Source organism: Demequina sediminis (genome assembly GCF_039545075.1).
Taxonomy (GTDB): domain Bacteria; phylum Actinomycetota; class Actinomycetes; order Actinomycetales; family Demequinaceae; genus Demequina; species Demequina sediminis.
The window spans coordinates 1-15058 of the sequence record NZ_BAABRR010000002.1; the positions used below are offsets into that span (position 1 = coordinate 1).

16 protein-coding genes are annotated in these 15058 nt (G+C 70.2%); 5 read left to right on the forward strand and 11 right to left on the reverse strand.

Features of this window, described 5'->3' with window-relative positions:
* Window positions 1-136: 136 nt before the first annotated feature.
* The 8 genes from pflB to ABEA62_RS02015 form a co-directional block, all read right to left on the reverse strand.
* A complete protein-coding gene (gene pflB, locus ABEA62_RS01980; RefSeq protein ID WP_286213868.1) occupies window positions 137-2419 on the reverse strand; it encodes a formate C-acetyltransferase in 2283 nt (760 codons plus the stop codon).
* Window positions 2420-2589: 170 nt separating this feature from the next.
* On the reverse strand, window positions 2590-3039 hold the full coding sequence (locus ABEA62_RS01985) for a pilus assembly protein TadG-related protein (RefSeq protein WP_286213869.1): 450 nt from the start codon (window positions 3037-3039) through the stop codon (window positions 2590-2592).
* Entirely contained in the window at window positions 3036-3530 is a 495-nt protein-coding gene (locus tag ABEA62_RS01990; RefSeq protein WP_286213870.1) for a pilus assembly protein, read from the reverse strand. Before ABEA62_RS01990 ends, ABEA62_RS01985 begins: the two co-directional genes overlap by 4 nt.
* Entirely contained in the window at window positions 3520-3909 is a 390-nt protein-coding gene (locus ABEA62_RS01995; protein ID WP_345378311.1) for a TadE/TadG family type IV pilus assembly protein, read from the reverse strand. Before ABEA62_RS01995 ends, ABEA62_RS01990 begins: the two co-directional genes overlap by 11 nt.
* Complete coding sequence (locus ABEA62_RS02000) at window positions 3887-4048, reverse strand: hypothetical protein (RefSeq protein ID WP_286213872.1); 162 nt, start codon at window positions 4046-4048, stop codon at window positions 3887-3889. The genes ABEA62_RS01995 and ABEA62_RS02000 overlap by 23 nt, the downstream gene beginning before the upstream one ends.
* Window positions 4049-4064: 16 nt before the next feature.
* Window positions 4065-4955, reverse strand: coding sequence for a type II secretion system F family protein (locus tag ABEA62_RS02005; RefSeq protein WP_286213873.1), 891 nt, complete (start codon window positions 4953-4955; stop codon window positions 4065-4067).
* On the reverse strand, window positions 4952-5809 hold the full coding sequence (locus ABEA62_RS02010; RefSeq protein ID WP_286213874.1) for a type II secretion system F family protein: 858 nt from the start codon (window positions 5807-5809) through the stop codon (window positions 4952-4954). The genes ABEA62_RS02005 and ABEA62_RS02010 overlap by 4 nt, the downstream gene beginning before the upstream one ends.
* 1 nt (window position 5810) lies before the next feature.
* On the reverse strand, window positions 5811-7037 hold the full coding sequence (locus ABEA62_RS02015) for a TadA family conjugal transfer-associated ATPase (RefSeq protein ID WP_286213875.1): 1227 nt from the start codon (window positions 7035-7037) through the stop codon (window positions 5811-5813).
* A 175-nt stretch (window positions 7038-7212) separates the two neighbouring features.
* Between ABEA62_RS02015 and ABEA62_RS02020 the strand changes: the two genes are divergently transcribed.
* From ABEA62_RS02020 to ABEA62_RS02040, 5 genes are all read left to right on the forward strand, one after another.
* Window positions 7213-7644 carry a hypothetical protein gene (locus ABEA62_RS02020; protein ID WP_286213876.1) on the forward strand — a complete coding sequence of 144 codons (432 nt, stop codon included), beginning with the start codon at window positions 7213-7215 and terminating at the stop codon, window positions 7642-7644.
* Between the two features lie 55 nt (window positions 7645-7699).
* Window positions 7700-8401, forward strand: a complete 702-nt coding sequence (locus tag ABEA62_RS02025; protein ID WP_286213877.1) for an SOS response-associated peptidase — start codon at window positions 7700-7702, stop codon at window positions 8399-8401.
* Between the two features lie 112 nt (window positions 8402-8513).
* Entirely contained in the window at window positions 8514-8666 is a 153-nt protein-coding gene (locus ABEA62_RS02030; RefSeq protein WP_286213878.1) for a hypothetical protein, read from the forward strand.
* A 3-nt stretch (window positions 8667-8669) separates the two neighbouring features.
* Entirely contained in the window at window positions 8670-9227 is a 558-nt protein-coding gene (locus tag ABEA62_RS02035; protein WP_286216715.1) for a LytR/AlgR family response regulator transcription factor, read from the forward strand.
* Entirely contained in the window at window positions 9224-10534 is a 1311-nt protein-coding gene (locus tag ABEA62_RS02040) for an ATP-binding protein (protein ID WP_286213879.1), read from the forward strand. Before ABEA62_RS02035 ends, ABEA62_RS02040 begins: the two co-directional genes overlap by 4 nt.
* Before the next feature lie 51 nt (window positions 10535-10585).
* Here ABEA62_RS02040 and ABEA62_RS02045 read toward each other — a convergent pair whose 3' ends face one another.
* Genes ABEA62_RS02045 through ABEA62_RS02055 form a run of 3 tightly spaced genes read right to left on the reverse strand, consistent with a single transcriptional unit; the run spans window position 10586 to window position 14740 of the window.
* Entirely contained in the window at window positions 10586-11602 is a 1017-nt protein-coding gene (locus ABEA62_RS02045) for a glycosyltransferase family 2 protein (protein WP_286213880.1), read from the reverse strand.
* Between the two features lie 28 nt (window positions 11603-11630).
* On the reverse strand, window positions 11631-12275 hold the full coding sequence (locus tag ABEA62_RS02050; protein WP_286213881.1) for a hypothetical protein: 645 nt from the start codon (window positions 12273-12275) through the stop codon (window positions 11631-11633).
* A 26-nt stretch (window positions 12276-12301) separates the two neighbouring features.
* Window positions 12302-14740, reverse strand: coding sequence for a glycoside hydrolase family 3 C-terminal domain-containing protein (locus ABEA62_RS02055; RefSeq protein WP_286213882.1), 2439 nt, complete (start codon window positions 14738-14740; stop codon window positions 12302-12304).
* Between the last annotated feature and the right edge of the window lie 318 nt (window positions 14741-15058).

The following is a 15058-nucleotide window of genomic DNA, read 5'->3' on the forward strand; positions in this document are numbered from 1 at the left end:
CCCCCGCCCCCCCCCCGCCGCGGGGGGGGCGGCCGGCGCGCCCCCCCCCCCCCCCCCCCCCCCCCCCCCCCCCCCCCCCCCCCCCCCCCCCCCCCCCCCCCCCCCCCGCGGGGTTGTCCTGTCTGGTCGGACGGAGCTACAGGCCCGCGTGGAAAGTGCGGGAGAGCACGTCGAGCTGCTGCTCACGCGTCAAACGGACGAAGTTCACCGCGTATCCGGAGACGCGAATCGTGAGCTGAGGGTAGTTCTCCGGGTGCTCCATGGCGTCCTCGAGGACCTCGCGGTTGAGGACGTTCACGTTGACGTGGAAGCCGTTCGACACGTTGTACGCGTCGAGGATGCCCACCAGGTTCTTGACCTGGTCCTCACGGGTGCGACCGAGTCCCGAGGGCACGATCGACGTGGTGAGGGAGATACCGTCCTGGGCCTCCGAGTACGGCAGCTTCGCGACGGAGAGGGCCGAGGCCATCACGCCGTGAACGTCGCGTCCGTTCATGGGGTTCGCACCCGGCGCGAACGGCTCGCCAGCGCGGCGACCATCCGGGGTGTTGCCGGTGTGCTTGCCGTAGACCACGTTCGAGGTGATGGTGAGCACCGACTGCGTGTGCACCGCGTTGCGGTACGTGGGCTGACGGCGCACCTTCTCCATGAAGCGACCCACCAGGTCGACGGCGATGTCGTCGACGCGGTCGTCGTCGTTGCCGTAGCAGGGGAACTCGCCCTCGACCTCGTAGTCCACCGCGAGGCCCGACTCGTCGCGAATCGGACGCACCGTGGCGTACTTGATCGCGGACAGCGAGTCCGCCGCGACCGAGAGGCCCGCGATGCCGCACGCGAGGGTGCGCAGGATGGTGCGGTCGTGCAGCGCCATCTCGATGCGCTCGTACGCGTACTTGTCGTGCATGTAGTGGATGACGTTGAGCGCATCGACGTAGGTCTCGGCGAGCCAGTCGAGCAGCTTGTCGTAGGCCTCCATCACGGTGTCGAAGTCGAGAACCTCGTCCATGATCGGCGTCGAGACCGGGGCGACCTGCTTGCCCGAGATCTCGTCGCGGCCGCCGTTGATCGCGTACAGCATCGACTTGGCGAGGTTGACGCGCGCTCCGAAGAACTGCATCTGCTTGCCCACGGTCATGGCGGACACGCAGCACGCGATCGCGGAGTCGTCACCGCACGTGGGGCGGATCAGCTCGTCGGACTCGTACTGGATGGCCGAGGTGTCGATCGACACCTTCGCGCAGAAGTCCTTGAATCCCTGCGGGAGGCGGTCGGACCAGAACACGGTCAGGTTCGGCTCGGGCGCGGGGCCAAGGTTGTACAGCGTCTGCAGGTAGCGGAACGACGTCCGCGACACGAGCGGGCGGCCGTCCTCGCCGATGCCACCGATGGTCTCGGTGACCCACGTCGGGTCGCCGGAGAACAGCGCGTCGTACTCGGGGGTGCGCAGGAAGCGCACGATCCGCAGCTTGATCACGAAGTCGTCGATGATCTCCTGGGCCTGCGCCTCGGTGAGCACGCCATCGGCGATGTCACGCTCGAGGTAGATGTCGATGAAGGTCGAGGTGCGACCCAGCGACATCGCGGCACCGTTCTGCTCCTTGACCGCGGCGAGGTACGCGAAGTACAGCCACTGGACGGCCTCGCGGCCGTTGGTCGCGGGCTTGGAGATGTCGAAGCCGTACGAGGCCGCCATCTGCTTGAGCTCGCCGAGCGCCTTGATCTGCTCGGAGTTCTCCTCGCGGTCACGGATGATGTCCTCGGTCGAGCGCTCCATGTCGAGCTCGATGCGCTCGACCTTCTTGGCCTCGATGAGAGCGTCGACGCCGTAGAGCGCGACGCGGCGGTAGTCGCCGATGATGCGGCCGCGGCCGTACGAGTCCGGCAGTCCCGTCACGATGTGAGAGCTACGTGCGGCGCGCACGTTCGGCGGGTACGCGTCGAACACGCCGTCGTTGTGGGTCTTGCGGTACTTGGAGAAGATCTCCTCGAGCTCGGGCTTGACCGGGTAGCCGTAGGTCTCGAGCTCCTTGACCACCATGCGCCAGCCGCCGAACGGCATGATCGCCCGCTTGAGCGGCGCATCGGTCTGGAGGCCCACGATGACCTCGTTGTCCTGGTCGATGTAGCCGGGACCGTGCGACGTGATGAGCGCCGGGGTCTCCCAGTCGACGTCGTAGACGCCCTTCTCGCGCTCCTCGGGGAACATCGCGGAGAGCTTCTCCCAGATGCCGGTGGTGCGCTCGGTGGGGCCCGCGAGGAACGAGTCGTCGCCCTCGTACGGCGTGTAGTTCGCCTGGATGAAGTCACGGACGTTGACCTCGTCGCACCAAGCGCCGGCGGTGAAGCCGCGCCAGGCGTGTGCGCGGGGGTCGCCCGCGTCGTCCTGAATGGTGTCGCTGTTGACGGCTTCAGCAGTCATGGCCTGTACTCCCTCTCCCTGGGTGAACGCCCTTGTGGGGCTAGCGGCGAGCGGTTTCTTCCCAGTCCGGGTGACCGGGGGATTCCGACTTCTTCACGGTACGTCCGGGGGCATCGGGAATCCCGGGACCAAGTGCCTGACATTGTTTTCTGTTCTCGTTTCGAGGTGCGTCAAGGGGTCGCAAGGGCCGATGCGGTGGCCGTCAGCGCCACTCGGCCCGGCAGCCAGTCCGCGCCAAAGAGCACGGGAGTGGAGAGCGCGACGCTCACCTCCACGGTGGTCCCGTCGGGGGACGATGCCCGGGTCAGGATCGCGCCCGGCATCCCCTGGCGAGCGGCGGAGGCGGCGAAGTGCTCGCGGGCCTCGTCCGCGAGCCGGTCCGGGTCCAGCGTGGCGGGCCCCTCCCCCACTCCCGTGGCGTAGTACGCGTCGAGGTCGATCGCGTCGGCCGCCGCGAGCGCGGTCTCGTCCGCGACGTGCGCGAGCCGCGCGCGCTGCAGCTGGACGTGAGTGATCGCCGCGACCGTCACCACGGCGGCAAGCAGCACCCCGATCAGCCCGATCGTGAGCACGGTGACCGAGCCCTCGTCATTGCGACGGTCGACAAGCCGGCGTCTCATGGCACGTAGCCGTCGACGGGGCTCGCGGCCGTCGCATCGAGCGTCACGCGCGCGGGGATGACGGCGCTGACGAAGGCGGGGACGCCGGGCAGCGCGACGTCGATCTCGACGCGCGCCCGCACGGTCGAGCCCGCGCTCAGACACTGCGCGTCGCAGTCGAGTTCGACGCGCGCCGCACCGATCCCGAAGTCCCCGGCCACCACCTCGGCGGCCAGGGCCGCCGACTCACGGGCTGCCTGGGTGGCGGCGGCGGGCTCGAGTCCCGCGTCGAGCGCGTCGAGGCCCGTGACGACAGCGGCCCTGGCGGCGGCATACGCCGCGCCCTCGGCGGCGTAGGCGCCTGCCTGGACCCGCGTCATCGCGACCACCAGGTAGAGGATCGGCAGGAGCAACACGAGCGTGAGCGCGAGGAACTCGACCGCCGCGGCGCCGTCGTCCCCACCCGGACCACCCCCGCGCGGCCGGTGCCCGCGCGACTCGTCACGGGGCATCGTCCACCCCCTCGAGCAGCGCGCGCCCGCCCGCCTCGACGCGGCCGCCATCCCACAGCGCGAGCACGGGAACGGACGCGTCGAGGGTGATCCGCACGCCCGCGCGGCCGCCCACGGGAAGGTGTTCGACGGTGACCGTGGGCGCGATCCCCAGCGACGACTCGGCGCACGCGGCCGCGCGCGCGGCGCCGGCATCGTCCCCCTGCCGCGCGACCGCGGCGACTCTCGCCCCCTCCGACGCGCACGCGGTGAGCGTGCTGCGCACGTGAGACGCGAGCACGATCTGCAGCACACCGAGAGCGACCGCCACCACCAGCGCCGCGACCAGCACAAACTCGACGGCGGCGCTGCCGGCGTCAGCCTCCCGTGACCGACTCAAGGGCCGTGGTGAACATCTCGCCGAGCGCGGGCCCAGCCAGTGCCCAAATCGTGGCCACGAGCCCGGCCGTCATCAGCGTGATGAGCACCCAGCCGGGCACATCGCCGCGGTCGTCGAGTCTCCAGTCACTGTCCTCCATGTGTTCCCCCCTTTTCTCATGCGCCCCAACGGAGCGCCACCAGGCCCGGATACAGCGCGAACACCACTGTCACCGGCAAGATCAGCAGCACGACGGGCACGAGCATCGCGATCTCGCGCTTGCCGCCCTCCTCGAGCAGCGCCTGACGCGTGCGGTCGCGGATGTCGCCGGCCTGCGCGTGGAGCACCTCCGCAAGAGGCGTGCCGCGATCGAGCGCGGTCGCGATCGCGTCGCAGAACGCCGTCACCACCGGCTCGTCGACACGGCCGGCGAGTGCGTCGAGCGCCGCGGCCAGGGGGCGGCCCGCGCGCACGTCCGCCACTACGCGTCGCAGCTCCTCGCCAAGCGGTCCTCCGGTGATGGCCGCGACCCGTTCCAGGGCCGCGGGCACGGACTCCCCCGCGACCACCGCGAGGGCCAGCATCTCGGCCGCGGGCGGGAGGTCGGTACGCACCCGCGCGGCGCGCGCCGCGGCACGGCGGGACAGCGCGATATCGGGCCCGATCGCTCCCGCGGCGCCACCGGCAGCCGCCACGGCGATCACCACGACGGGGCCCGCCCCTCGCGCGGCCGCCAGCGCGCCGCCCATCACCAGTCCCGCGATGAGCCCGGCGGCGCCACCGATGAGTCCGTGTGCGCGATGGCGCGCGACCGTCGACGCTGACCCGGCGCGCGCGAGCATGCGCTCGACCTCGGCTGTCGGGCGGCCCCACCGTTGACTCCACCGCAGGATGTCCCCCGCTACGGGGGCGACCACACGCGCGAGCATCGGGGCGGGGGCGTTCGCGCTGCGCGTCGCACGCAGGCGCGGAGCGAGGCGCCTCTCGAGCGAGAACCGACGCGCATCGGCCCACGCCCACACCAGCGCGAGGCCCAGCCCCAACGAGACGGCCGCGAGCGCCGTCATCGGAGCACCCGCTCTTCGACGGGCAGCCTGCCAAAGGCGCGCATGAGTCGGTAGGCGCCCAGGCTTGCGGCGGCGCCGCCGAGGAGCACCATGACCCCGGTGGGCGTGTCGAACGCCTCAAGCCCTCCTGGTCGGGTCGCCAGCATCGCGAGCAGGACCCAGGGCGCCGCGACCGCGAGCCGTGCGGCGTTGACCGTCCATGACTGTCGCGCCTCGAGCTCGCCGCGAATGCGTGCCTCCTCTCGCAGGTAACGCGCGAGTGCGCGCAACACGCGGCCCACCTCCGTCCCGCCCACGTCACGCGCGATGCGCACGGCCTCGACGATCCTGTCCGCGACAGGGTCGGCAAGTCGCGCCTTGAGCGCGTCGAGCGATGCATCGAATCGACCGCTCGCGCGGTAGTCCTCGGCGAACGCGGCGAAGGCCGGCCGCAGGTCCTCGGGACCACGGTCGGCGAGCGCCGCGAGCGCCTCCGGCAACGCCAGGCCGGCGCGGATCCCGGACGCGAGGGTGTCGACGGCATCCGGCCACGCGCGTGTGAGCCGCGAGCGGCGGCGTGCCGCGCGCGCCGTCACCCACGCGAAGGGCGCATACACCGCCGCGATTGCCATGCACGCGGCGACTGCGAGCGACCGCGTCGCGGACCACACGAGTGCGAGCACGACCACCGCGGTGGCGAGGGCGATCACGCCGAATGCGGCGACCGACACACCGTGGATGCCCGCCTGCACCAGCCGGTCGTGAAAGGCGCTGCCGCGCGGATGGCGCCCCTCACGTCGCTGCTCGGGCTCCCACCACGACATCCATACGAGCAGCAATCCGGTCCCCAGCACGAGCCCCCACACGGCGTCCATGTCAGGCAGCCAGCAACTCGTGCAGCACGAGCCCGCGGCTCGCGAATCGATCCGCGTGAGGCGGGAATCCCGCTCCACGCACCAGCTCGCCCTCGCGGGTCGAGAAAATGTCGGACAGCTCGATGGTCCCTGACTCGACGCGGCCCGAGACCCCAGCGATCTCGCGCACGCGGCGCGAACCGTCCGGGGCCATGGCCACGTGGACCACGAGGTCGATCGCCGAGGCGACGGCCGGCACCACGAAGCGGTCGGACACGTTGTCGCCAGCGAGAAGCGGCAGCGTGCACAGCTTGCCGAGCGCGTCCCTCGCGGAGTTCGCGTGGATCGTGCACATACCGGGCAAGCCGGCGTTCAAGGCGATGAGCAGATCAAGGGCCTCCGCCTCGCGCACCTCGCCCACCACGATCCTGTCGGGGCGCATGCGCAGCGCCTCCTTGACGAGGCGGCGCAGCGTGATCTCACCCGTGCCCTCGAGAGATGCCTGCCGACACTGCAGCGCGACCACGTCCCGCAGCGGTAGCGCGAGCTCGAAGACCTCCTCGCACGTCACGACCCGCTCGCGCGCGGGGATCGCACCGGCGAGCGCACCGAGGGTGGTCGTCTTTCCCGCCTGTGTGCCGCCTGACACCAGCACGGTGAGGCCCGCGTGGACGGCTCCCGCGAGGAAGCGCGCCGCCGCCGGCGTCAGGGTCCCGAGCGCGACCAAGTCATCGACGTCCGTGGCCCGCGCGATGTACTTGCGGATGTTGACCGCCCAGTGGCGGCGCGTGACGTCAGGGATGGCCACGTGCAGTCGCTCGCCGCCGGGCAGAGCGGCGTCCACGAACGGACTCGACAGGTCGAGCCGGCGCCCGGCGAGCGCGAGCATGCGCTCGACGATTCCCCTCACGCCCTCCTCGGTGAGGATGATGCTGGTGAGTTCGCTCGAGCCGCGCCGGCTCACGTAGACCTCGTGCGGGGAGTTCAGCCAGATCTCTTCCACCTCGGGATCGTCGAGGAGGGGCTGCAGCGGACCCAAGCCGGCCACGGCATCGGTGATGAGGCGCGCGAGCGCGTCACGGTCGGGCACGGGCGCGGACCCGCTGAGCAGTGCGCGCTCGTCGAAGTCGTCGATCGCCCCGGCCACGAGCTTCTCGACCGCGCGCACGTCGCGTGCGGGATCCACACCGTGATCCCTGATCCGGGCGCGCACGTCCTCCTCGATGCGTGCCAGCGCGTCTGCCCCCATAGGGGGACCATAGCCGCAATACAGACATCGTGGACAGGGATGTGGAGAGGATCCGTGGTTCTCGCCAGACCCGGCGATGACCCCAGAAGTGGGGATAGCGGCGCCCGCCCCCGCCGCCATAGCGTGGCCGTGGACCGGGGCACGTCCATGCATCGGCGCAGAGACAGGAGTGGCCATGCTCTCCAGCAGCCTGGGAGGGATCATCATCGTCTCCTGGCTCGCGGTCAGCCTGGTGGTCATTGTCGGGACGCTCGCGGTCGCGGCGGGCCCGGTTCGCGACGGCGGGCGCACGCCGTGGCCGCTCATCGGGCTGGCGCTCGCGCTGGTCGCGCTGTTCGCGACCGCGGTGTGGGTCACGCTGTGGCCCTCCTCGTGCTACCCCGCGGACGCCACGATCTTCCTCACCCTCGACAACAGCAGCCTCATGACCGATGCGCGGATCGAGGAGGCGACGCGGCTCGCGTGCCGCGACGACGCTCGGCAGGTGGTCGCGCTGTGGGGTGCCGCAAGCCTCGCCGGGATCGCGCTGTGGGCGGTTGCGGCCTGGCGGACGGCTCGCGCGGCGCAACGCCCGATCGAGCAGCGCGTCCTCGCCCGGACGCGGTAGCGGGCCACAGATGAGCACCACCCCCACCGTCGGGCCGGATGCCTAGGCTGGCCTCATGTGCGGCCGCTACGCGAACTTCCTCACCGAGCAAGAGCTCATCGACGCCTTCGAGATCGCCATCGTCGCCGATGACGCCCGGCTCTCTCCCCGCTACAACATCGCGCACACGCAGGAGGCGGCGATCGTCGTCGCGCGCACGCGGGAGAACAGCGCCGCGGAGGGGCGCTCGCTCGAGCTCGCCCGGTGGGGACTCGTGCCGTCATGGGCCAAGGACCCCTCGGTGGGCTCGCGCATGTTCAATGCCCGCTCCGAGACGGTCGCGGAGAAGCCGTCGTTCCGCGCGGCCTTCGCCAAGCGCCGCTGCCTGGTCCCGGCGAGCGGCTACTACGAGTGGCGCACCCAGGCGGGCGTCAAGACGCCCTACTTCATCCACAGCAGGGACGAGTCCCCGCTCGCCTTCGCCGGCCTGTTCGAGTTCTGGCGTGACAAGGCCAAGGGAGACGATGCCCCGTGGCTGGCGTCGTTCTCGATCGTCACCACCGCGGCCCGCGGGGCCATGGAGGAGATCCACGACCGCCAGCCGGTGATGCTCACGCGCGGCGAGGCCGACGCGTGGCTGGACCCGGCATCGTCCCCCGACGATCTCATGGCGGCGATCGCGGCGCCCGCGCCGGAACTCGCGTGGCACGAGGTCGGGCGCGAGGTCGGCAACGTCCGCCACCAGGGCGCGGAGCTCATCGCGCCCGTGTCAGGCTGACCGACCGGCGTCTTCCCGCGCTCCGAACGCCCCTCGCCCCACACGTGGCGCGCGGGAGCCGCCCCCACCCCACCGCTTTACACTTGAGTGTCAGTCCGCATAAAGGAGCAGCGTGATCAGGATCGGGATCGTCGAGGACGACGAGTCGAACCGCGACGCCCTCCTCAACCACCTGGCGCGCTACGACGCGGAGCACGGCGTGCAGTTCGACATTCGCACGTTCACCGACGGCCGCGAGCTCATCGAGGGCTACCGACCGCAGTAGGACATCCTCTTCCTCGACGTCGAGATGCCCGACGTCGACGGCTTCGAGGCCGCCCACCGCGTGCGCGAGGTCGACACGGACGTGGCCATCATCTTCGTCACCAACATGGGCCAGTACGCGATCAAGGGCTACGAGGTCGACGCGCTGAGCTACCTCCTCAAGCCCGTGCCGTACTTCGGGTTCGCGCAGGAGCTCTCGCGCTCGCTCAACCGCCTGTCCAAGCGTGAGTCGCGCGGGGTGGTGCTCACGATCAACAACTCGGTGGTGCGGCTCGACCCCACGGAGATCGTCTACGTCGAGTCCGTCATGCACCGCATCACGGTGCACGCGATGGACCGCGAGTACGCGTTCTCCGGGACCCTCAAGGCCATGGAGGAGGAGCTCGCGGGGCAGGGCTTCTTCCGTTCCAACAACTGCTACCTGGTCAACCTGCGCCACGTGAAGCGCGTCGAGCAGTCCGTCAGCGTCATGGTGGGCGGCGCCGAGCTCCAGGTGAGCCGGCCCCGCCGCAAGGCCTTCCTCGAGGCGCTCGCCGACCACGTGGACGGGCGCTCGTCGTGATCGAGGACGCCCTCCAGGACATCCCCCGGATCATGACCGCGCTCGCGGAGTGGGGCGCATGCGTGCTCTACATCTCGCTCAGCCCCAAGCGCCTGCGCGGCGCGGCCCTGGTCGCCGTGCTGATCGCGGGCCTCGGCGTGCTGATCGGCGTCCAGACCATTGCGGGGGCGCTGCCCCTCGGCCTGTGGTCGCTCGGCATGGTGCTCGCGGCCGGCGCGATGTACGGCCTCATCTGGGCGACCACGGACATGGACGCGAAAGGCGCGGGAGACCTGGTCGCGCGCGCGTTCGTGCTCGCCGAGCTCATCGCATCCTTCGAGTGGCAACTCGACCAGAGCTTCTTCGCCGGCGAGCACTGGGGTCCCGCGCGCGTGTCGCTTGTGATGGTGGTCTACGGCGCCGCGTTCGTGGCGGCCTACTTCGCGGAGCGACGCAACTTCCCGCCCGGCGTGACCATCCCGATCGACGGCCGCATCCTCGCCTCGACGCTGTCGATCGCGCTCGTGACGTTCCTCATGTCCAACCTCAGCTTCGTCACCGACGACACCCCGTTCTCGGGCCGCGCGGGCCAGGAGATCTTCTACATCCGCACCCTCGTGGACTTCGCGGGCTTCATCGCGCTGTACGCGATGCGCAGCCAACGCCTCCAGCTCATGCGCGCGGTCGAGCTGCAGTCGATGAACACCCTGCTGCGCACGCAGCACCAGCAGTACCTGCGCTCACGCCAGGAGCGCGAGGCGGTCAACGCGCGGTATCACGACCTCAAGCACTACATCGCGGCGATTCGCCAGGAGACGGACGCCACGGTGCGCTCGGGCATGGTCGACCAGCTCGAGCAGTCGATCCGCGGCTACGAGGCCGTGGCGGTCGACACCGGCAACGCGGTGGTCGACACGATGCTCGCCTCCAAGACGGCCCAGGCCGAGCTCGAACAGATCACGGTCACGAGCGTGGTCGACGGCACGGTCGTGGACTTCATGGACGTCATGGACGTGGTCACCGAGATGGGCAACGCCCTCGACAACGCGATCGAGGCCACCGCGCGCGTGCCAGAGCGCGAGAAGCGGCTCGTGAGGGTCGCGGTGTACCGCCAGGACCACTTCGCGCTGCTGCGCTTCGAAAACTGGTTCGGCGGCGAGCTCACCCTGGTCGACGGCCTCCCCGCGACCACCAAGGACGACGCCCACCACCACGGCTACGGCCTCAAGAACATCCGCCAGGCGGTCGAGAAGTACGACGGCACGCTGACCGTCAACGTCGAGGACGGCTGGTTCGTGCTGAGGATGCTGGTGCCCATCCCCGATTGAGAGGGGACGATGCTGGGGCCCGGCGGGCGGGAGGGTCCGGGCGGTGCGGGCTCAGTTGAAGCCGACGCGCCACTGCGCGGCGCGATACGCGGCCAGCGTCACCTTGCGGCCGCCGCGGCCGGGCAGCGTGCAGATCTGGCCGAGCGCCCCGCGGCGCAGGCGGCGGTGGAGCTGGCGATCCTCCTCGCGAATGCCGCGCCACAGCGCCTCCTTCGCGACGATCGCCTCAGCGGTGCCCGAGCGCAACAACAGCGTCGAGGACACGGCGCAGATGATCTCGAGGTAGTGCGTCATGTAGCGGTACGCCGGGTGCGACGGGGACACCTCGCGCGCCACGTGCTCCATCATCATGCGATTGATGCGCAACTGCTGGTCGAGCCTGGAGATCATCACCTGCTCCGAGACGGACTGTCCCTCGCGGCCGATGAAGTAGCGGTAAAGGTCGACGTCGAGGTAGTAGATGCGCTCCACGTAGGGCAGCGGCATGTACGCGAAGATGTTGTCGACGTAGAACGTGTGCTCGGGAAGCTCGAGCTTGACGTCCCGCAGCAGCTGCGTGCGGTAGACCAGCGAGTGCATGAGCAGGTACTGCGTCTTGCGCATCCTGCCGACCTCGTCCCACCCGAAGACCCGCGCCTGCGGCAGCACGCGGCGGTAGCGCACCGCATTCTTGCGGTCGCGCCCCTCCTTCTCGTAGACGAAGTTCGAGACCACCATGTCCACCGCGGCGTCCTCGCCGTCGAGGCGCTTGAGCGTCACGATGAGCTCGACCAGGGCATCGGCGTCGACCCAGTCGTCCGAGTCGACGACCTTGAAGTACCGCCCCGTCGCCACCGCGAGCCCGGCGTTGATGGTCGATCCGTGGCCACCGTTGGGCTTGTGGATCGCGCGCACCCTGCCGGGGAACCGCGCCGCGTACCCGTCCGCCACGACGCCCGTCGCATCGCGCGAGCCATCGTTGACGATCAGGATCTCGACCTCGTCGCCGCCCACGAGCAGCGAGTCGATGCAGCGGTGCATGAAGTCGGCCGAGTTGTAGCTCGGCACAACGACGGAGAGTGTGGTCATCGGGGTGGATCCTACAGGTGCGGTCGGGTCATCGGTCGAGGGTCTCGGGTGTGGCCTGCGACACAGTCGCGGGGGCCACGGTCTCATCAGGGGTGTTCTTGAAGATCACCTTGAAGATCGGGAAGAAGATCCAGAAGGCGATCGCCGCGTTAATGATCATCGTGATGACATCCGCGACCGCCTCGCCGCCCGAGGGCCACACCTCCATGGTCCACGAGTAGATGGGCGCCTTGTAGAAGCCCTGGGCCGCGGCGGCACCGATCGTGATGAGGATGTAGGCGATCACGTACCAGAACGCGGCCTTCGCGACCGAGTTGTTGGCCTTGAACGTGATGTTGCGCTGGGCGAAGAAGTTGATGACCTGCGCGATCGCGATGGTGATCTGCACCGCGAGGAAGTACGCGAGGCCGCCGCCCACGCCGGACTCGTCCACCGGGCCGGCCGGGTAGTCGAAGATGTAGTACTGCGAGCCGTCGACGTTCGCGCCCACGGGCCACACCTGGAACGCGATGTCCACGAGCGCGGTCTGGTTGAAGATCGCCTTGAACGCGGGCATGAGCGCGAGCTGCAGGACGGTGACGCCGTTGCTCAGCAGGAAGAACATCGCGAACTGCGCGGTCCCTGGGCGCTTCTCCTCGAAGCGGCGCCAGGCGGAGGTGAGGGGCTTGAGCATCGTTGGTCTCTCTCGGGTCGGACGGGTCAGGCGCGCACGGATGCGGGCGACGAGGCGGGGGCGGAGGCGGTCGAGGCGAGCTCGGCTTCGAGCCGCTTGCTCTCGCGGCGATTGCGGAAGAAGCCGGAGACCACTCCCCCGATCCCGCGCAGGTGCTTGCCGTTCACCAGGGTGACGATCGCGTCGACCATCTCCATGCTGACCGCGCCGTTGGTCATCTTGCCGATCGCACGGAACGGCATGTTGTACAGGAAGAACAGGTTGAGGTCGGGCTTGCCACGACGCTGCGAGCGGTCGATCAGGGAGCGCAACACCTTCGCCGCGAGCCGCGCGAGCGGGCTCGGGGCCTGGTGCATCGCGAGCAGCGGCGAGTTCGCGTGGAGCGGCCCGCGCGCCTCCGTGTGCGCCGGCAGCGCGCGGCCCAACAGCACCTCGAACTCGGCGTCGCTCACGTGAGCGACCTGGCCCGAGTAGTAGGACGGGAGGTCGGCGCGCCGGTCGACCGCCGCGGCCTCGCCCTCAACGCGCAGCGTGGCCACGCCCCGGATGTCCTCGACGGAGGCACCCACGCCGATCCAGTACTCGCCGGCCTCGACGCTCCAGCCGCCCTGCGCGACCGAGTAGTGACGGAACGTGCGCTCGTCGAAGGGAATCGTCACGGTCGCGGTCTCGCCGGGTGCGAGGCGCACCTTGCGGAATCCCTTGAGCTCACGGGCCGGACGGTGGACGCCGTTGGAGACGCGGCCCACGTACAACTGCGCGACCTCGGCACCCTCGACGTCGCCGGTGTTCTCGAGCGTGAAGGTGACCCCGGCATCGTCCACCCGCACGTCGCCGTAGGCGAACGTCGTGTAGCTGAGGCCGTAACCGAACGGGAAGAGCACCGGCACCTGGGCCGTCGTGTAGTAGCGGTAGCCCACGTAGAGGCCCTCGCGGTACTCGGCGGCCTCGCGGACGCCGGGGAAGTACGCGTGGCTGGGGTTGTCCTCGAGGTGCAGCGGGTAGGTCTCGGCGAGGCGCCCCGACGGGTTGACCGCGCCGGTGAGCACGCGCATCGTCGCCTCGGCGCCGGCCTGGCCGCCCAGGTAGCCGTGCACAATCGCGCGGGCGTCGTCGATCCACGGCATCTCGATCGCGGACCCGGCGGCGAGCACCACGACGATCCTGTCCGTCGACTGGCGCAGGCGGTTGAGCAGCTCGACCTGGTTGACGGGCAGCTCCATGTGCGTGCGGTCGTTGCCCTCGGACTCGCTCGTCTCGTCGAGACCCAGGTACAGCAGCACCACGTCGGCGGCGCGCGCGGCCTCGACGGCCTCCGCGGCGAGAGTCTCGTCGGCGCCGCCCGAGCGGCGGAAGCCCTGAGCGAAGCTCACGAGCGCGAGGCCCGAGCCCTCGACCGCGTCGAGAGCGCTCGACAGCCGCGTGGGGTTGACCAGCGAGGAGCCGGCGCCCTGGTAGCGGGGGGTCTGGGCGAAGTCGCCGATGATCGCGACGCGCGTGCCCTCGGCAAGGGGCAGCAGCGCATCGTCGTTCTTGAGGAGCACCTGGCTCTGCTCGGCGACCCGGCGCGCGAGCTCGTGCTGCGCCTGCGCATCGACGGCCCGCGCGAGGCTCGGGTCGATCCTGTCGATGAGCGTGCGCATCTCCTGCACGCGCACGTCGAGCTCGGCCTCGGTGAGGCGACCCTCGGCGACCGCGGCGAGCAGCTGGCGCGCCGAGTCGAGTCCGGGCGAGGGCATCTCGAGGGTGCCGCCCGCGCGCACGGCCTCGACGGCATCGTTTGAGCCGCCCCAGTCGGAGATCACGGCACCGTCAAAGCCCCACTCGTCGCGCAGGACGGTCTGGAGCAGGTGCGCGCTCTCGTGGGCGTACGCGCCGTTGACCAGGTTGTACGAGGACATGATCGACTTGGGGGCGGCGTCGCGCACCACGATCTCGAACGCGGTCAGGTAGATCTCGCGCAGCGTGCGCTCGTCGACCACGGAGTCGCTCGCCATGCGGCGGTGCTCCTGGCTGTTCACCGCGAAGTGCTTGGGGCATGCCGCCACGCCCTGCGACTGGATGCCGCGCACGTAGCCCGCCGCGAGCGTCCCCGACAGGAACGGGTCCTCCGAGAAGTACTCGAAGTTGCGCCCGCACAGCGGGCTGCGCTTGATGTTGAGTCCGGGACCGAGCACCACGTCGACGCCCAGCGCGACGGCCTCGGCACCCAGGGCCTCGCCCACCTGCTCGGCGAGCTCGAGATCCCACGAGTTCGCCACGGTCGCCGCCGTCGGGAAGCACGTCGCCTCCGCGGAGGCGTTGATCCCCAGGTGGTCGCCCGAGCCGAGCTGCTTGCGGATGCCGTGCGGACCATCGGACAGCGTCAGCGCGCGGATGCCCGCCCGCTCGACGGCGCGCGTCTGCCAGATGTTCGCGCCGCTGAGCAGCGCCGCCTTCTCCAGCAACGTGAGCTCGTGTGACATGCTGTCGGGTCCTTTCTTGACCGCGGATGACCGCGATCCTCCGGCGTCGTCGTCCGGCTGAGGGGGCCACTGCCGCGCTGGTCACGCCACCCGTGCGTCCTTGCGTGCACGGTGCCGGAGACCCGGCGCGGTTTCTGACTGTTCTGTTGAGTCCATTAAGCCCGCCCGCCGCCACCCCGTGGTGCGATCTCGCATGAACTGCGCGTCACGACGCACGTTCTGTCGAGTGCCTGGTGTGAGCCCGTTTTTGGGTCGGGCGAAGCCGCCCGTGGGGTCATCGGGGAAGGTGGGGGGGACGATGCCGGGCCCCGCGGGGGG